The organism is Streptomyces sp. NPDC054872, assembly GCF_053610705.1.
This window is the reverse complement of sequence record NZ_JBSGYY010000065.1, coordinates 1-18,120: the sequence shown is the minus strand read 5'-3', so window position 1 is coordinate 18,120 and position 18,120 is coordinate 1. Positions and strand designations below refer to the sequence as shown.

At 69.5% G+C, this 18,120-nt stretch carries 15 protein-coding genes; 5 read left to right on the top strand and 10 right to left on the bottom strand.

Annotated elements, in window-relative coordinates; all coding sequences use genetic code 11:
• Positions 1-33: 33 nt before the first annotated feature.
• From rodA to folC, 8 genes are all read right to left on the bottom strand, one after another.
• Entirely contained in the window at positions 34-1,236 is a 1,203-nt protein-coding gene (rodA, locus tag ACWGIH_RS42075; protein WP_453452064.1) for a rod shape-determining protein RodA, read from the bottom strand.
• The gene (gene mrdA, locus ACWGIH_RS42070) at positions 1,236-3,410 is read right to left on the bottom strand and encodes a penicillin-binding protein 2 (protein ID WP_453452063.1); all 2,175 of its coding nucleotides are present in this window, start codon (positions 3,408-3,410) and stop codon (positions 1,236-1,238) included. Before mrdA ends, rodA begins: the two co-directional genes overlap by 1 nt.
• A 97-nt stretch (positions 3,411-3,507) precedes the next feature.
• Positions 3,508-4,182 carry a rod shape-determining protein MreD gene (gene mreD / locus ACWGIH_RS42065; RefSeq protein ID WP_453452062.1) on the bottom strand — a complete coding sequence of 225 codons (675 nt, stop codon included), beginning with the start codon at positions 4,180-4,182 and terminating at the stop codon, positions 3,508-3,510.
• 13 nt (positions 4,183-4,195) lie between these two features.
• The gene (gene mreC / locus ACWGIH_RS42060) at positions 4,196-5,149 is read right to left on the bottom strand and encodes a rod shape-determining protein MreC (protein ID WP_453452061.1); all 954 of its coding nucleotides are present in this window, start codon (positions 5,147-5,149) and stop codon (positions 4,196-4,198) included.
• A gap of 166 nt (positions 5,150-5,315) precedes the next feature.
• Entirely contained in the window at positions 5,316-6,335 is a 1,020-nt protein-coding gene (locus tag ACWGIH_RS42055) for a rod shape-determining protein (protein ID WP_160505014.1), read from the bottom strand.
• A gap of 364 nt (positions 6,336-6,699) precedes the next feature.
• Positions 6,700-7,113, bottom strand: a complete 414-nt coding sequence (ndk, locus tag ACWGIH_RS42050) for a nucleoside-diphosphate kinase (protein WP_363211189.1) — start codon at positions 7,111-7,113, stop codon at positions 6,700-6,702.
• Positions 7,114-7,231: 118 nt separating this feature from the next.
• Positions 7,232-7,582 (bottom strand): DUF4233 domain-containing protein, encoded by a 351-nt coding sequence (locus ACWGIH_RS42045; protein WP_453452060.1) that lies wholly within the window; start codon positions 7,580-7,582, stop codon positions 7,232-7,234.
• 5 nt (positions 7,583-7,587) lie between these two features.
• Complete coding sequence (gene folC / locus ACWGIH_RS42040) at positions 7,588-9,123, bottom strand: bifunctional tetrahydrofolate synthase/dihydrofolate synthase (protein ID WP_453452059.1); 1,536 nt, start codon at positions 9,121-9,123, stop codon at positions 7,588-7,590.
• A 133-nt stretch (positions 9,124-9,256) separates the two neighbouring features.
• Between folC and ACWGIH_RS42035 the strand changes: the two genes are divergently transcribed.
• Positions 9,257-10,264 carry a rod shape-determining protein gene (locus ACWGIH_RS42035; RefSeq protein WP_453452058.1) on the top strand — a complete coding sequence of 336 codons (1,008 nt, stop codon included), beginning with the start codon at positions 9,257-9,259 and terminating at the stop codon, positions 10,262-10,264.
• An 86-nt stretch (positions 10,265-10,350) separates the two neighbouring features.
• Here ACWGIH_RS42035 and ACWGIH_RS42030 read toward each other — a convergent pair whose 3' ends face one another.
• On the bottom strand, positions 10,351-11,511 hold the full coding sequence (locus tag ACWGIH_RS42030) for a sensor histidine kinase (protein WP_453452057.1): 1,161 nt from the start codon (positions 11,509-11,511) through the stop codon (positions 10,351-10,353).
• Between the two features lie 120 nt (positions 11,512-11,631).
• Between ACWGIH_RS42030 and ACWGIH_RS42025 the strand changes: the two genes are divergently transcribed.
• Positions 11,632-12,261: a hypothetical protein gene (locus ACWGIH_RS42025; RefSeq protein WP_453452056.1), complete on the top strand. Its 630-nt coding sequence runs from the start codon at positions 11,632-11,634 to the stop codon at positions 12,259-12,261.
• A 12-nt stretch (positions 12,262-12,273) separates the two neighbouring features.
• On the opposite strand, the gene ACWGIH_RS42020 is transcribed toward ACWGIH_RS42025, so the two are convergent.
• Entirely contained in the window at positions 12,274-14,898 is a 2,625-nt protein-coding gene (locus tag ACWGIH_RS42020; RefSeq protein ID WP_453452055.1) for a valine--tRNA ligase, read from the bottom strand.
• Positions 14,899-15,034: 136 nt separating this feature from the next.
• Here ACWGIH_RS42020 and ACWGIH_RS42015 point away from each other — a divergent pair, with 136 nt between their 5' ends.
• From ACWGIH_RS42015 to ACWGIH_RS42005, 3 genes are all read left to right on the top strand, one after another.
• Positions 15,035-15,973, top strand: coding sequence for a hypothetical protein (locus ACWGIH_RS42015; protein WP_453452054.1), 939 nt, complete (start codon positions 15,035-15,037; stop codon positions 15,971-15,973).
• Between the two features lie 108 nt (positions 15,974-16,081).
• Positions 16,082-17,050 carry a hypothetical protein gene (locus ACWGIH_RS42010; protein ID WP_453452053.1) on the top strand — a complete coding sequence of 323 codons (969 nt, stop codon included), beginning with the start codon at positions 16,082-16,084 and terminating at the stop codon, positions 17,048-17,050.
• A gap of 21 nt (positions 17,051-17,071) precedes the next feature.
• Positions 17,072-17,992 (top strand): hypothetical protein, encoded by a 921-nt coding sequence (locus ACWGIH_RS42005; RefSeq protein WP_453452052.1) that lies wholly within the window; start codon positions 17,072-17,074, stop codon positions 17,990-17,992.
• The last annotated feature ends 128 nt before the right edge of the window (positions 17,993-18,120 follow it).

The following is an 18,120-nucleotide window of genomic DNA, read 5'->3' as shown; positions in this document are numbered from 1 at the left end:
CGATCCCAGGCCAAGGGCAGACCTGCAACCGGCCTACGCCGACATCGGCCGCTGCACCTTGATCGACTGGAGCAGGCCGACGGCGACCCAGACGGCGAACATCGATGATCCTCCGTACGAGACGAAGGGCAGCGGCAGACCCGCCACCGGCATGATGCCGAGCGTCATCCCGATGTTCTCGAAGGACTGGAAGGCGAACCAGGCGATGATCCCGGCGGCGACGATCGTGCCGTACAGCTCGGTCGTCTCGCGCGCGATGCGGCAGGCGCGCCAGAGGAAGACGCCGAGCAGGAGCAGGATGAGACCCGCGCCCGCGAAGCCGAGTTCCTCGCCCGCGACGGTGAACACGAAGTCCGTCTGCTGCTCGGGCACGAACTGCCCGGTCGTCTGCGAGCCCTTGAAGAGTCCGGTGCCGGTCAGACCGCCGGAACCGATCGCGATGCGCGCCTGGTTGGTGTTGTAGCCGACGCCCGCCGGGTCGAGCGCGGGGTTGGCGAAGGCCGCGAAGCGGGCGATCTGGTAGTCGTCCAGGACGCCGAGCTGCCAGATGGCGATCGCGCCGGCCGCGCCCGTGCCGAGAAGTCCGAAGACCCAGCGGTTGGAGGCACCGGACGCGAGCAGCACGCCGAGCACGATCATCGCCATCACCATGACCGACCCGAGGTCGGGCATGAGGAGCACGATCACTATCGGCACGGCGGCCAGGCCGAGGGCCTGGAGGACCGTGCGGTGGTCGGGGTGGGCCCGGTCGCCCGCGTCCACCCGCGCCGCGAGCAGCATCGCCATGCCCAGGATGATCGTGATCTTCACGAACTCGGAGGGCTGCAGCGAGAAGCCGCCGCCGAGCACGATCCAGGCGTGCGCGCCGTTGATCGTCGCGCCGAGCGGGGTGAGGACGAGCAGGACGAGGAAGACGGAGATGCCGTAGAGGATCGGCACGGCCGTCCGCAGCGTCCGGTGGCCGAGCCACACCGTGCCGACCATCAGGGCGATGCCGATGCCGGTGTTCAGGAGGTGCTTGAGCAGGAAGGAGTACGGGTCGTCGCCGACCAGCTCGGTGCGGTTGCGTGTCGCGGAGTAGACCAGCGCGGACCCGATCGCGGAGAGCGCGATGGCCGAGAGCAGTATCGGCCAGTCCATCCTGCGCACCAGCGAGTCGCGGGCGAACAGGCGGGACGAAAGCGACGAGCGCTCGGGCCCGTAACCGGAGACGGAGAAGCCATTGTTGCCGGCCACTAGTCGCGCCTCCCGTTCGCGGGCGCGCCCGCCAGTTCCTGCGGCTGCTCCGAGGGCTTGGGGGCCTCGGGCTTGTACGGCTTGATCTTCGGGGAGTCGATCGAACCGTCGGTCTCGATCTTCGGCAGGTCCTTCTGCGGCTGGGGCAGCAGGGCCTTCTTGAGGTTCTGCTTGCCGTTCTCGTCCAGGCCGTAGATGCCGTCGTAGATCTTGCGGACGGCGGGACCGGACGCTCCGGAACCCGTACCACCCTGGGAGATCGTCATCACGATCGAGTAGTCCTTGGTGTACGTCGCGAACCACGAGGTGGTCTGCTTGCCGTGGACCTCCGCCGTACCCGTCTTGGCGTGCATCGGGATCTTGTCCTGCGGCCAGCCGCCGAACCGCCAGGCGGCCGTTCCCTTGGTGGCCACGTCGGCGAGGGCACCGTCTATGTCGGCGCGCGTGTTCTCGTCCATGGGCAGCTTGCCGTGCGACTTCGGCTTGATCTCCTGGACCTGCTTGCCGTCGGCGCTGATGATCGCCTTGCCGACGGTGGGGTCGTAGAGGGTGCCGCCGTTGGCGATGGCGGAGTAGATCGTCGCCATCTGTATCGGCGTGACGAGGGTGTCGCCCTGTCCGATGGAGTAGTTGACGGAGTCACCGGCGCGCATCTTCATGCCTTCGAGGCAGTTCTCGTACGCGATCTGCTCGACGTAGTCGCCGCCCTTCTTGCCCTGCTTGCACCAGCCGTCCTTGTTGGCCTTCCAGTAGTCCTTCTTCCACTGGCGGTCCGGGACGCGTCCAGCGACCTCGTTCGGCAGGTCGATGCCGGTCTCCTTGCCGAGGCCGAACTGGTGGGCGGTCTTGTAGAACCAGTCCTTGGCGTTCTTCTTCGGCTTGTTGCCGCCGTCCTTGGCCCACTGGTCGTGCGCGAGCTTGTAGAAGACGGTGTCGCAGGAGACCTCCAGGGCCTGGCCGAGCGTGATGCTGCCGTGGCCCTGGGACTCGAAGTTCTTGAAGGTCTGACCGCCGATGGAGTACGAGCTGGGGCAGGGGTAGCGCCCGTTGAAGTCGTAGCCCGCGTTGACCGCCGCCGTCGACGGGATGACCTTGAAGATCGAGCCGGGGGCCGCCTGGCCCTGGATGGCGCGGTTCAGGAGCGGGTAGTTGGACTGCTTGCCGGTGAGCTTCGTGTAGTCCTTCCCGGAGATGCCGCCGACCCAGGCGTTCGGGTCGTACGTCGGGTTGGACGCCATGGAGACGATGCGTCCGGTCTTGTTCTCCATGACGACGACGGCGCCCGCGTCGGCCTTGTAGTTCTCGTTGGTGTTCTTGTCGAACTCCTGGCGGGCCTTCTTCATCGCGTCGTTCAGCCAGTACTCGGACAGCGCCTGGACGCGCGCGTCGATGCTGGTGACCACGTTCGCGCCGGGCTGGGCCGGGTCGTCCTTCGCCTTGCCGATGACGCGGCCGAGGTTGTCGACCTCGTAGCGGGTGACGCCGGCCTTGCCGCGCAGCTGCGCGTCGTAGGTCCGCTCGAGTCCGGAGCGGCCGACCTGGTCGGAGCGGAGGAACGGGGAGTCGGTGTGCTCCGCCTTGGTGATCTCCTCGTCGGTGACGGGCGAGAGATAGCCGAGCACCTGGGCGGTGTTGGACTTGCCGGGCGCGGCGTAGCGGCGGACGGCGGTGGGCTCGGCGGTGATGCCGGGGAAGTCCTCCGCGCGCTCGCGGATCTGGAGGGCCTGCTTGGGCGAGGCCTCGTCCGTGATCGGGATCGGCTGGTAGGGCGAGCCGTTCCAGCAGGGCTGCGGGGTCTTGGAGTCGCAGAGGCGGACCTTGTCGGAGACTTCCTTGGTGGTCATGCCGAGGACGTCGGCGAGCTTGGCGAGGGCCGCCTTGCCGTCGTCCTTCATCTTCATCAGGTCCGTGCGGGACGCGGAGACGACCAGGCGGGTCTCGTTGTCGGCGATCGGCACGCCGCGGGCGTCGAGGATCGAGCCGCGTACGGCGGGGTCGACGACCTGCTGGACGTGGTTGCCGGAGGCTTCCTCGGCGTACTCCTCACCGTTGCGGATCTGGAGGTACCAGAGGCGGCCGCCGAGGGTGAGGAGGAGGGAGAGCACGAGGATCTGGATGACGATGAGACGGATCTGGACTCTTGGGGTCCGTCCCGTCTCGGGGATGTTGGTCACTGCTGTTCCTCCCCCTCTCAGTGTGTGTACGAGTGGTACGTGTACACGACCGGCCTGTGCGTCCTGCCGGTCGCGTACGAAGCCGACTGCGCTGCGGTCACAGGCGCTTGACCCCCTTGATGCGTCCGGCGCGCGCGACGCGGGCCTTGGCCGCCTTCATCCGCAGGCCGCCGCGCTGGTTGCCGATGCGCAGGCCCGTGCCGGAGGAGAGCCAGCCGGACGCGACGTCCGTGGCGGCCTTGTTGGCGGGCGAGGTCTCCCCCAGCGGGTCGTTCTCGGCTCTGCGGGCGAGCGCGATGATCAGCGGCACCGTGAACGGCGCGAGCAGCAGGTCGTACAGGGCGGCCGTGAAGAGAAGTCCGCCGAGGCCCACGTGGCGGGCGGCGGTGTCCCCCACGAGGGCGCCCACGCCCGCGTACAGCAGGGTCGATCCGATGGCGGCCGAGACGACCACGACGAGCGGCCCGGAGGCCGACCTGAGCCGCCCGGTCTCCGGCTTGGCCAGGCCCGCGAGATAACCGACGACGCACAGGACCAGGGCGTACCGCCCGGCGGCGTGATCGGCCGGCGGCGCCAGGTCCGCGAGGAGTCCGGCGCCGAAGCCGACGAGGGCGCCGCCCACGTGGCCGTAGACCAGGGCGAGGCCGAGCACCGTGAGCAGCACGAGGTCGGGGACCGCGCCCGGCAGTTGCAGCCGGGCCAGGACGCAGACCTGGATGACCAGGGCGACGACGACCAGGGTGGTGGAGAGCAGGATTCGGTTGAAGCGCATGGTTCCGGGGCTCCTACTGCTCGTTGCCGTTGTCGACGCCGTCTGCCGGGGCCTGTCCTGACGGGGTGGCCGTCACGGTCACCGTCGGGGTCGGCTTCGGCTTGGCGGGCTTCTTCGGCAGGACCGTGTCGCGCGGGTCCTCGCGGGGCGCTTCGACGACGACTCCGACGATGTCCAGCTTGGTGAAGCCGACGTACGGCTTGATGTAGATGTTGCGCGTCAGGTCACCGCCCGACGGGTCGACGCGGACGACCTCGCCGACCGGCACGCCGGGCACGAACGGCTTGTCCTTCTGCGATCCGAAGGTGACCAGGCGGTCGCCCTTCTTGATCTTGGCCTTGCCGTTGAGCATCTGCACCGAGAGCGGGCGGTCGCCCTGTCCGGTGGCGAAGCCGAGCTCGTCGGTCTTCTCCATGCGGGTGCCGACGGTGAAGTCGGGGTCGTTGGCGAGCAGGACGGTCGCGGTGCTGGGGCCGACCGTGGTGACGCGGCCGACCAGGCCGTCGCCGTTCAGGACGGTCATGTCGCGCTTGAGTCCGTCGTTGGCGCCCGCGTCGATGGTGACGGTCCAGGAGAAGCCCTGGGCCGCTCCTATGCCGATGACTTCGGCGCCCTTGATGCCGTACTGACCGGCACCGGCGCTCTTGAGCATGTTGTCCAGCTGTCTTACCCGACTGCGATTGCGGTCGTCGCTGCCGAGCTTCGCCTTCAACGCGGCGTTCTGCCGCGTGAGTTCGGCGATCCGGTCATGCCGGTCACCGGAGTCCCTGACCGCGCCGATGGCGTTGCCGATCGGGTCGACGGCGGACGACACGCCGTTCTCGACCGGGCCGAAGACCGTGGCGGCGGCCTGGCGGGCACCGTCGACCGGCGAGTCCTCGCCACCACGGATGTCCACCGTGATCAAAGCGAACGCGATGGCGATCAGCAGCACCAGGAGCAGCCGGCTCTCTCGTGTGTCCCTCACGTGCGGCGGCCGTGCCTTCCTCAGTTGGAAATCTTTGGAATTCTGAGCATTCACTTGTCCACGGGCAACTGTGCGTGCCCTGTAGAGCCCTCTATATCAACGATCCGCCGCACGAGGTGACAGGCACTCGTACGGCGGACACCCTTTCAGCGGGTTCGCGCCACCCTCAACGGCGCGGCGATGCGTCAAGGACCTGCTGAAGCGCCTCGAACTCCTCGACGCACTTGCCGGAGCCGAGCGCCACGCTGTCCAGCGGGTCCTCGGCGATGTGGATCGGCATGCCCGTCTCGCGGCGCAGACGCTCGTCGAGGCCGCGCAGCAGGGCGCCGCCTCCGGTGAGAACGATGCCGCGGTCCATGACGTCACCGGAGAGTTCCGGCGGACACTTGTCGAGCGTCGTCTTGACCGCGTCCACGATCGCGTTGACCGGTTCCTCGATCGCCTTGCGGACCTCGGCGGCGGAGATGACGACGGTCTTGGGCAGCCCGGAGACCAGGTCCCTGCCGCGGATCTCGGTGTGCTCGTCGGCGTCCATGTCGTACGCCGAGCCGATGGTGATCTTGATCTGCTCGGCCGTGCGCTCACCGAGGAGGAGGGAGTACTCCTTCTTGATGTGCTGGATGATCGCGTTGTCCAGCTCGTCGCCCGCGACGCGGATCGACTGTGCCGTGACGATTCCGCCGAGCGAGATGACGGCGACCTCGGTGGTGCCGCCGCCGATGTCGACCACCATGTTGCCCGTGGCCTCGTGGACTGGCAGGCCGGAACCGATGGCCGCGGCCATGGGCTCCTCGATGATGTGCACCTGGCGGGCGCCGGCCTGCGAGGAGGCCTCGATGACGGCGCGGCGCTCGACTCCGGTGATGCCGGAAGGCACACAGACGACGACACGCGGGCGGGCGAGGTACCGCCGCTTGTGGATCTTCAGGATGAAGTAGCGGAGCATCCGCTCGGTGATCTCGAAGTCGGCGATGACGCCGTCCTTCAGCGGTCGCACGGCAACGATGTTGCCCGGCGTGCGACCGATCATCTTCTTGGCTTCGGCGCCGACAGCGAGGATGCCACCGGTGTTGGTGTTGATCGCGACCACGGACGGTTCGTTGAGAACGATCCCGCGACCCCTGACGTACACCAGCGTGTTGGCGGTCCCGAGGTCGACAGCCATGTCACGGCCGATGAACGACATGTTGTTCCCCATGAGGATGCGTCTGGCCTTCCCTGGAGCTTCTGATGGCTTTTTAGGTAGGCGAGGTGGGTGCTGTGTGGCGTGGAGGCTTCCATCGTAGTCTCGCCTGCACGAACACGGCGCTAGGGTCTTCGCCATTGTCAGCAGATGATGCGCCGCCTCGCTCTTGGAGACGTGCCATCGGAGGCACGGGTTCCCCCAATTGGGGCGCATATGCCAAGGGGCGGCCGGTTTTCTCGGCCACCCCTGGTCAGGGCGGTGCCCTGCTGACTGGGCGTCAGAAGTCTTTACGGAACTCTTTACCTGTGTCCCTCAGGTGTCCGTCAGGCGAGACCGCGTACGGCCGTCGGACGGCACCCGTGGATCAGACGACACCCGGGAAGAAGATCTTCAGCTCACGCTCGGCGGACTCCTCGGAGTCCGACGCGTGGATCAGGTTCTCCCGGACGATGCTGCCGAAGTCACCCCGGATGGAGCCGGGCGCGGCGGCGATCGGGTCGGTCGGACCCGCGAGGGCGCGCACGCCCTCGATGACACGCTCACCCTCGACGACGAGCGCGACGACCGGACCGGAGGACATGAAGTCGACCAGCGGCTCGTAGAAGGGCTTGCCCTTGTGCTCGCCGTAGTGCTGCTCCAGCGTCTCCTGGTCGAGCGAGCGCAGTTCGAGGGCGGAGATCGTCCAGCCCGCCTTGCGCTCGATGCGGCCGATGATCTCGCCGATCAGGCCACGACGGACGGTGTCGGGCTTGAGCAGGACGAGAGTGCGCTGGGTCATGTGCGGCTCCAAGCATTTTTTCTACGAGCATGTGGGTTGCCCGGCAGAATACCGGCACCCACTACACCGCGTTACGTCCGGCCCCGGAAGCCGGCCCGCCCGGCCGCCCCGCGAGGGCCTAGGCCCCCGCCTCCGCCTCCGCCTGCGCCGCGAACCTGGCCTTCGCCTCGTCGATCTTCTGGCCGAAGTGGATCGAGGCCCACCACAGCGCGGCGAACACCGCCCCCATGAAGAACATGATCGGCACGACGAAGCCGCTCGCGATGAGAGCGATCTGCAGCGCCCAGCCGAGCTGCACCCCGCCGGGCCGGGTGATCACTCCGCACAGCAGGACGCAGAACAGCATCGCGATGCCGCAGACCGTCCAGACCGTGCCCATCGAGAGGTCCGGGTCCTTCATGGCGACCAGACCGGCGAAACCGATGACGAAGAACTCGCCGATCAGCGTCGAAGCACAGAGCGTACGCACAGGAGTCAGCCCCTCCCCAGGAGCAGTCGGGCCTCGCCGACCGTGATGACGGAGCCGGTGACCAGGACACCACCGCCCGCGTACTCGCCCTCTTCCTCGGCGAGCGTGATCGCTGCCTCCAGCGCGTCCGGCAGGCGCGGCTCGACCTGGACGCGGTCGTCGCCGAAGACCTCCACGGCGATTCCGGCCAGCGTGTCCGCGTCCATCGCCCGATGGCTGGAGTTCTGCGTGATGACGACCTCGGCGAAGATCGGCTCGAAGGCTTCGAGCAGCCCCTTCATGTCCTTGCCGTCGCTCGCCGCGACCACGCCGATCAGCCGGCTGAAGTCGAAGACCTCGCTGACCGCCTCGGCGGTCGCGCGGGCGCCCGCCGGATTGTGCGCGGCGTCCAGGACGACGGTCGGCGAGGTGCGCACGACCTCGAGGCGGCCCGGCGACGAGACCGAGGCGAAGGCCTTGCGGATGGTGTCGATGTCGAGCGCGCGCGAGTGCTGCGAGCCGATGCCGAAGAAGGCCTCCACCGCGGCGAGCGCGACGGCGGCGTTGTGCGCCTGGTAGGCGCCGTGCAGGGGCAGGAAGACCTCTTCGTACTCCCCGCCGAGGCCGCGCAGGGTCAGGAGCTGGCCGCCGACCGCGACCGTGCGGGAGACGATGCCGAACTCCAGGCCCTCGCGGGCCACCGTCGCGTCGACCTCCACGGCCTTCTTCAGGAGCACCTGGGCCGCGTCCACCGGCTGCTGGGCGAGGATCACCGTCGCGTCCTGCTTGATGATGCCGGCCTTCTCCGCGGCGATCTCGCCCGGCGTGCCGCCCAGGCGGTCGGTGTGGTCCAGGTCGATGGGGGTGACGACGGCGACGGAGCCGTCGATCACGTTCGTCGCGTCCCAGCTGCCGCCCATGCCGACCTCGACGACCGCGACGTCCACGGGGGCGTCCGCGAAGGCCGCGTACGCCATGCCCGTGAGCACCTCGAAGAAGGAGAGCCTGTAGTCCTGTTGGGCGTCGACCATCTCGACGTACGGCTTGATGTCGTTGTACGTCTCCACGAAGCGCTCGGCCTCGATGGGGGCTCCGTCCAGGCTGATCCGCTCGGTGATCGACTGGACGTGCGGCGAGGTGTACCGACCGGTGCGCAGCTCGAAGGCGCTGAACAGCGCCTCGATCATGCGGGCTGTGGACGTCTTGCCGTTCGTGCCGGTGATGTGGATCGAGGGGTACGCGCGCTGGGGCTCGCCCAGGACGTCCATCAGCGCGGCGATCCGGCTGACGGAGGGCTCCAGCTTCGTCTCTCCCCAGCGGCTCGCGAGCTCCGTCTCGACCTCGCGCAGCGCCTTGTCCACCTCCGGGTCGGTGGGGCGGGAGGGGATGTCGCCCTGGGGCGGGCCCGCCTGCGTGCGCAGGGTGCGACTGCCCGCCTCGATCACGGCGAGGTCGGGGTCGCGTTCGGTCTCGGCTTCGACGATCTCGGCGAAACGGTCGTCGCTTCCGTCGTGCTCGTCGCGGTCGGGGTGGTCGCTGTCAGGCGGGGGGAGGTCACTCACGTAGGCCAGTCTACGGACGGGGTGTGACAGCCGCCGTCGGGACCTGCTCGGGTACCGCTCGGGACTTTGGTCCCGTCCGATTCAGGACCTTGGTCCCTCCGATCCGGTCAATCGCCGGGCAAACTTGGCGATCATGGACATAGGTATCGACCTCGGCACAGCGAACACCCTTCTCTACGTACGCGGCCAGGGCATCGTGCTCAACGAGCCGTCCGTGGTCGCCGTCAAGGAGGGCGCGCGCACCGCCCTCGCCGTCGGTACGGAGGCCAAGGAGACGATCGGCCGGACCCCGGGCTCCATCACCGCGATCCGCCCGCTGCGGGACGGCGTGATCAGCGACTACGAAGCCGCCGAGGAGATGATCCGGCACTTCGTGCGCAAGGCCGTGCCGGGGCGCCGCCCTCGTATCCGGATGGTGGTGTGCGTGCCGAGCGGTGTCACGCAGGTCGAACGCAGGGCCATCGTGCACGCGGCGCAGCGGGCGGGGGCCCGTGCCGTGCACCTGGTGGAGGAGCCGATGGCCGCGGCGATGGGGGCGGGGCTTCCGGTGGCGGAGCCGCGGGGTTCGATGGTGGTCGACATCGGGGGCGGCACGACCGAGGTCGCGGTGATCTCACTCGGCGGGATCGTCACGGCGCAGTCGCTGCGGGTGGGCGGTGACCGCTTCGACGAGGCGATCACCCACTTCGTGCGCAAGGAGCACGGGCTGCTCATCGGCGAACGCACCGCCGAGGACATCAAGGTCGCGATCGGCTCGGCGTGGCCGGTGCCGGGGGACGACGCGCTGGAATCCCGGACGTTCACCGTGCGGGGCCGGGAGAAGGTGCGGGGCCTGCCGAAGACGGTCGACCTGACGGTGCGTGAGGTGCGGGCGGCGCTCGACGAGCCCGTGGAGGCGGTGATCGCCGCGGTGCGGACGACGCTGGAGGAGTGCCCGCCGGAGCTGTCCGGCGACGTCATGGAACACGGCATCGTCCTGACGGGCGGTGGCGCGCTCCTGCCGGGGCTCGACCTGCGCATGGCGTCGGCGACGGGAATCCCGGTGTTCCCGGCGGACGACCCGCTGGACAGCGTGGCGCTGGGCTGCGGGAAGTGCGTGGAGGACTTCGACGGGTTGGAACGGGTGATGACCGCGGCGTAGACGTACGGATGTCACCGCGGGGTGATGGGCGGTGGGCGGGAAACGCTTGTTCGGCAAGAAGCGGATGCGGGGTGCCAGGTAGGCCCTCAGGCCAAGTCCCCCGCAGGAAGCGTCGCCAGGACCTCGTAAGCCCCACCCCGCGGCCCCGCCGAGAAGCTGCCGCCCATCGCGTGGACCCGTTCAGCCATGCCCGCGGTCCCCGTTCCCGCGGAGACCGGCGACAGGGCCGGGCCCGCCGCGGGCAGGGCGTTGCGGACGTACACGTGCAGGTGGCCGTCGGCCACCCGCACCCGTATGTCCACCCGCCCCCCGGGCGCATGCTTCGCCGCGTTCGTCAGACACTCCTGCACCACCCGGTGCACGGCGGCCTGCCGGATGGGCGAGAGGCGGTGGGCGGCCCCGTCGACCAACAGGTCGACCGGCGTACCCGCGCGCTCACTGGCCTCGGCGAGCCCGGGAAGCGCGTCGAGCCCGGGCGTGGGAGCACCGTCCACACCCCGCCGCACGATGATCTCGTTCAGCATGCGGTGCGCCGAGCGCGCGGTCTCCGACAGTTCCTCGAAGCCGTCCTCGCACTCCCCGCCCGCGGCCCGCCGCGCGAGCACCTGCGAGCGCACGCTGAGCAGCGTCAGCTCGCGGCCCACGAAGTCGTGCACGTCCCGTGCGATGCGGGCCCGCTCCCGCTGCACCGCGTGCAACGCGTCCGTCTCGGCCCGCTGCGCCTGGAGCGCACGCACCAGGTCCTGGCGGTTGGCCGCGACCCCGACCCCCGCGGCGAGCACGCCGATCGGCACCACCAGGCCGAGGAAGGAGCCCAGGGTGTCCCCGCGGTGCACCGGCCAGCCGGGGAGGGTGAACATCACGTACGCGAAAGCCACGTACCCGAGCACGCCGAACGTACCGGCGAGACGGCCGCGGTACCTGCCCAGGGAGTACAGCGCGAACTGCGCGAGGGTCAGTTCGTGCAGCCAGCCGATGAGCGCGAGAGCCACCGCGTACGTCACCCAGGGCGCGCCGCGGCGCAGCAGCAGGGACGCGGCGCCGCAGGTGAGGACCAGGGCCGCGAGGGGGCCGTTGAGGGCGTTGTCCGCCTCGGCGAGGCCGGGGATGTCCAGGCTCATCAGGGCCAGGCAGCTGAGCGCGGTGAGAGCGTCGAGCACCCGGGGCGCACGCGCCCAGCGCCCGGCCAGACGGCGGCCCGCGGCCGTCGCCCCGCGGATCGCCTGGGCGACGGGCTGGTCGTGCATGCCCTCCATCATCCAAGGTCTTTCTGCCCGAATCATCAGACTTATGACCTTTATTTCGTGAAGTGTGACACGTCGGCGTGGCGGTCCCCGAAAGCCCGCCACCGGGGGTCAAATCAGACCATGTGGTATGCCCAGAATCCCGGCCGACGGACCCGCCAACTGCTCGGCGACGGCGCGGTCCTGCTCTGGACCGCGCTGTGGACCGCCGCCGCCGTCGTCGCCTACCGGCTGGCCTGTCTGCTCACCCGCCCCGCGCCGGAGACCCCGGCCCCGCCCATCGGCGACCCGTCACGGCTGCCCCTGGTCGGTGATCGCGTCGACTCGGTGCTGCGGGCCGCCGCGGACATGGCCGGAGCCGGCGACCCGGTGACCGTGCGCGCCGCGGTGATCGTGGGCGCCGTGGTCGTCTTCCTCGTACCCGTGGGTCTCGTGCTCAACAGCTGGCTCCCCCGCCGCCTGCGCTGGATCCGGCAGGCCGCGGCCGCCCACGAGCTCGCCGCGAGCGACGACGGCCGCGAACTGCTCGCCCTGCGCGCCCTGCTGCGCCCCCTGGACGAGGTCGCGCGGACCGCGAACGAGCTCCCCGACGCCACCGCGGGCAGCCTCGCCGAGGGCTGGCGCGGCGGCGACCCCGACGTCATCGACGCGCTCGCCGAGGCGGAGCTGGTGCGCCTCGGCCTGCACATCCCCGACAACGGGACAGGGCTCACGGAACCGTACGGTCCCATGAGCCCTGTCTCCACTGCCTGACGGCCCGCGTGGCTAGCCCTGCGGCAGCCCGTCCAGCTGGGCCTGCAGCCGGGCGATGTCGGCGTCCGCCTTGGTGAGGCGGCCACGGATCTTGTCGACCACATTGTCCGGCGCCTTCGCCAGGAACGCCTCGTTGCCCAGCTTCGCCGTGGCCTGTGCCTTCTCCTTCTCGGCGGCGGCGAGGTCCTTGGCGAGGCGCTTGCGCTCCGCCGCGACGTCGATCGTGCCGGACAGGTCGAGCGCGACCGTGGCGCCCGAGACCGGCAGCGTGGCGGTGGCCGCGAAGCCCTCGCCCTCCGGCAGGAGGCGCAGGAGCTGGCGGATGGCCGCCTCGTGCGGGGCGAGCGCCGTGCCGTCCAGGGTGAGCCGGGCCGGGACCTTCTGGCCCGGCTGAAGACCCTGGTCGGCGCGGAAGCGACGGACCTCGGTGATGATCTGCTGGAGGGTCTCGATCTCCCGCTCGGCGCCGGAGTCACGGAATCCGCTGTCGGACGGCCACTCGGCGATCACGAGGGACTCGCGTCCCGTGAGGGTCGTCCAGAGCGTCTCCGTCACGAACGGGACGATCGGGTGCAGCAGGCGCAGCGTCACGTCGAGGACCTCGCCCAGGACGCGGCCCGAGACCCTCGCCGCGTCGCCGCCGCCCATGAAGGTCGTCTTGGACAGCTCGACGTACCAGTCGAAGACCTCGTCCCACGCGAAGTGGAAGAGGGCGTCCGACAGCTTGGCGAACTGGTAGTCGTCGTAGAGCGCGTCGACCTCGGCGACCGTCGCGTTCAGCCGGGACAGGATCCAGCGGTCCGTCGCCGAGAGCTGCTCGGCGGGCGGCAGTTCGCCCTCGATCGTGGCGCCGTTCATCAGCGCGAAGCGCGTGGCGTTCCAGATCTTGTTGGCGAAGTTCCGCGAGCCCTGGACCCAGTCCTCGCCGATCGGCACGTCGACGCCGGGGTTGGCGCCGCGGGCCAGCGTGAAGCGGACGGCGTCCGAGCCGTACTTGTCCATCCAGTCGAGCGGGTTGACCGCGTTGCCGAAGGACTTCGACATCTTCTTGCCGAACTGGTCGCGGACCATGCCGTGCAGCACGATCGTGTGGAACGGCGGGGTGCCGTCCATCGCGTACAGGCCGAACATCATCATCCGGGCGACCCAGAAGAAGAGGATGTCGTAGCCGGTGACCAGGACGGAGTTCGGATAGAACTTCGCCAGGCTGTCGGTCTCCTCGGGCCAGCCGAGCGTGGAGAACGGCCACAGGCCGGACGAGAACCACGTGTCGAGGACGTCCGAGTCCTGGGTCCAGCCCTCGCCGGTGGGCGCCTCGTCGTCGGGCCCGACGCAGACGACCTCGCCATTGGGGCCGTACCAGACGGGAATCCGGTGGCCCCACCACAGCTGGCGCGAGATGCACCAGTCGTGGAGGTTGTCGACCCAGTCGAAGTAGCGCTTCTCCATCTCCTGCGGGTGGATCTTGACCTTGCCGTCGCGGACCGCGTCACCGGCGGCCTTGGCGAGCGGGCCGACCTTGACCCACCACTGCATCGACAGACGCGGCTCGATGGTGGTCTTGCAGCGCGAGCAGTGGCCGACCGAGTGCGTGTACGGGCGCTTCTCGGCGACGATGCGGCCCTCGGCGCGCAGGGCGCCGACGATGGCGCTGCGGGCTTCGAGCCGGTCGAGCCCCTGGAAGGGACCGGGAACAGTAATAACTGCGTGCTCGTCCATGACCGCGATGTTCGGCAGGTCGTGGCGCTGGCCGATCTCGAAGTCGTTCGGGTCGTGCGCCGGGGTCACCTTGACGCAGCCCGTGCCGAACTCGGGGTCGACGTGCTCGTCCGCGACGACCGGGATCGAGCGGTCGGTCAGCGGCAGCTTGATCAGCTTGCCGACGAGGTGCTTGTAGCGCTCGTCGTCCGGGTGGACGGCGATGGCCGTGTCACCGAGCATCGTCTCGGCGCGGCTGGTGGCGACGACGACGGTCTCGTCCCCGTCGCCGTACTTCAGGGAGACGAGCTCCCCGTCGTCGTCCTGGTACTCGACCTCGATGTCGGAGATCGCGGTCAGGCAGCGCGGGCACCAGTTGATGATGCGCTCGGCGCGGTAGATCAGCTCGTCGTCGTAGAGCTTCTTGAAGATGGTCTGGACGGACTGGGAGAGGCCCTCGTCCATCGTGAACCGCTCACGGTCCCAGTCGACGCCGTCGCCGAGGCGGCGCATCTGCCCGGAGATCTGGCCGCCGGACTCGCCCTTCCACTTCCAGACGCGCTCGATGAACTCCTCGCGCCCCAGGTCGTGGCGGGACTTGCCCTCCTTGGCGAGCTCGCGCTCCACGACGTTCTGCGTGGCGATGCCGGCGTGGTCCATGCCCGGCTGCCACAGCGTCTCGAAGCCCTGCATGCGCTTGCGGCGCGTGAGGGCGTCGATGAGCGTGTGCTCGAAGGCGTGCCCGAGGTGCAGGGAGCCCGTGACGTTCGGCGGCGGGATGACGACGGTGTACGGGGGCTTCTCGCTCGCCGCGTCGGCGGAGAAGTAGCCGCGTTCCACCCAGCGCTCGTACAGCGTCCCCTCTACCTCGGCCGGCGCGTACTGGGTCGGCAGTTCGGTGATGGGCGCTGGATTCTGCTGCTGAGTGTTCTCGGTCACCGCTCCAGTTTAGAGGTGTCACAGACCCGTCCCGAAACCGGATTCTTGAGTAACGGTTGCGGCCGTGCGCCCCATGGGGCTTCGCCTTCGGTCAGGATGTCGGCATCACATAAGCGTTCGGAGGGGAACCCACGCGATGAGCTACAACCAGCCTGGCCCGTACGGCGGGCAGCAGCCCCAGCAGCCCGGTCCTTACGGGCAGCAGCCGGGCCAGCCTGGACCCTACGGCCAGCAGCCGCAGGCTCCCCAGCCCGGTTACGGCTACCCCCAGCAGGCGCCCCAGGGCGTCCCCCCGCAGCAGGGCGGCTACAGCCAGCCGCAGCAGCCGGGCCCGTACCAGGGCCAGGACCAGCAGGCCCCGTACGGCCAGGTCCCGCCGCCTCCGCCCGCGGGGGGCGGCAGCGGCAAGAAGACCGGGATCATCATCGGCGCGGTCGTGGCGCTCGTCGCGATCGGCGGCGGCCTCTGGTGGTTCACGGCGGGCAAGGACGACAGCTCGTCGTCGGCGGGCAACTCCGCGGTCGCGGACGACGGCGCGCACAAGCTGGTCACGCCCGAGACGGTGCTCTCCGAGTACAAGAAGCAGGCTTCGAGCGACGGCGGCTTCGACGACGAGGACATGAAGGAAGCCGAGAAGGACGGCGTCAAGAACGGCACGCCCGTGGACGCGGAGTACCAGTCGGGCGACAAGAGCAACCCGCTGGCCCAGAAGATGATCAAGTTCATGGGCGTCTACGGCGAGATCGACAACCCGTCCAAGGTGGTCGACGGGATGTTCGCCAAGATGAAGAAGGAGTCGGTGAACGAGAGCACCGACACCGGCGAACTGATCGGCAGCCCCAAGAGCTTCAACGGCGACGGCGCGGTCCTCAAGTGCCAGGAGACGAACATCAAGGGCGGCGGCTCCGGACCGAAGTCCATCCGCATGCCCATCTGCATCTGGGGCGACAACAGCACCATCGGTGTGGTGATCCCGGTCGACATGGCGTCCGCCATGACCGGCAAGAGCGCCTCGCTCGAGGACGCCGCGGACACCACGTCCAAGCTCCGCAAGGAAGTACGCGTCAAGTCATGACGCCCTGACGGCGCCTCTTCGCGCACAGCAGCCCCGGTCACTTCGGCCGGGGCTGCTTCCGTCAGGATGTCGGCATCACATAAGCACACTCACGGGGGAACCCACGTCATGAGCTACAACCAGCCAGGCCCGTACGGCGGCCAGCAGCCCCAGCAGCCCGGTCCCTACGGCCAGCAGCCGCCCCAGGCCCCCCAGCCCGGCTACGGCTACCCCCCGCAGGCCCCGCAGGGCGTGCCTCCGCAGCAGCCGGGCCCCTACGGCCAGCCGCAGGCGCCTTACGGCCAGCAGGCTCCCTACGGGCAGGTCCCGCCGCCTCCGGCCCAGGGCGGCGGCAAGAAGACGGGCGTCATCATCGCCGCCGTGGTGGCGGTCGTGGCGGTCGCCGTGGGTGGTTACTTCGTCCTTGCGGGCGGTGACGACAAGGACGGCGGCAAGAAGGGCGGTTCCTCGTCGGTGGCGGGCGGCGGCGCGGACGGCGGCATGAAGGACGACGGGCCGCACAAGCTGATCACGCCGGCCACGGTCCTCACCGAGTACAAGAAGGGCGAGGAGGGCGCCGGTGAGAGCGGCATGACCTCCAGCGACGTCAGGGAAGCCGAGAAGCACGGCGTCAAGAACGCCAAGGACGTCTCGGCCCAGTACCAGGCGGGCGACGAGGCCAACCCGCTGTCGCAGAAGATCCTGCAGTTCAACGGCGTCTACGGCGACATAGCCCGGCCGGAGGACGTCGTCGACGCGATGTTCGGCGAGGCGGAGAAGAACGCCCAGGAAGGCAGCGGCAGCGGCGGCCAGAAGATGACGCTGGTCGGCAGCCCCAAGTCGTACAGCCCCGCCGGGCTCGACGGAGCGGTCCTGAAGTGCCAGGAGATGAAGGTCGACCTCGGCACGGCGTCGGCCGGAGCCAGCCAGGGCCCCAGCGAGATGTCGATGGCCACCTGCATCTGGGGTGACCACAGCACGCTCGGCATCGTGATCACCACGGACGTGGCGAACGCGATGGGCGGCAAGAGCGCCGACCTCGACGAGGCCGCGGAGAAGTCGGCCAAGTTCCGCAAGGAAGTTCGCGTCAAGCTCTGACGCCGGAAGGGGAAACCGCACATGAGTTACAACCAGCCGGGCCCGTACGGCGCTCAGCCGCCGCAGCAGCCCGGGCCCTACGGCCGGCAGGCGCCCTACGGTGGCCCCCAGCAGCCGCCCGCCCCGCAGCCCGGGTACGGCTACCCGCAGCAGCCCCAAGGCCCTTACGGGCAGCCGCCCCAGGCTCCGTACGGACAGCAGCCCCAAGCTCCGTACGGACAGCAGCCGCAGGCTCCGTACGGGCCGCCGCCGGCGGGCGGTGGCGGCAAGAAGGCCGGGATCATCGTCGCCGCGGTCGTCGCGGTGGCCGCGATCGGTGCCGGTGTCTGGTGGTTCACCGCGGGCAAGGACGGCGGGTCCGTCGCCGACGACGGCAAGACGTACAAGCTGACGACGCCCGCGACCGTCCTCGGCGGTGAGTACAAGAAGGCCGACTCCGGCGGCGGTGGCGGCATGTCGTCCAGCGACCTCAAGGAGCTGGAGCAGCAGGGCGTCAGCGACCCGAAGGACGTCTTCGCCGCGTACAACTACGGCGAGGGATCGGCCATGAAGTCCCTCAACTACTCCGGCGTGTACGGCGAGATCGACGACCCGGAGAAGGTCGTCGACGCCATGTTCGCCGAGATGAAGAAGAAGTCCACCGAGGAGCCCGGGAGCACCCAGCTCATCGGCAGCCCCGAGGAGTTCACCCCGGACGGCTTCGAGAACGGCGTCATGAAGTGCCAGCAAGCCGAGTTCAAGATGGGTGAGACCGGCGCCGGCGACGAGGGCGTCCCGAACACCTTCAAGACGCCGATGTGCGTCTGGGGCGACCACAGCACGGTCGCGTACGCCGCCTACTCCGATGTCGCTGCGACGGCCAGCGGCGCGGACATCGAGCTGGAGGACGTCGCCGGCCTGGTGGCCAATCTCCGCGACGACGTGCGCGTCGAGGTCAAGTAGGCGGTACGGGAAAGAGAAAGGGGGCGCCCCGCGAGTCGATCGCCCGGCGCCCCCGTAACGGGGGTGCGAGACGTAAGGGGGCGTGTTCTCCCCCGCGCCCCGGGCCCCCGCGGGACGCGGGACCAGGG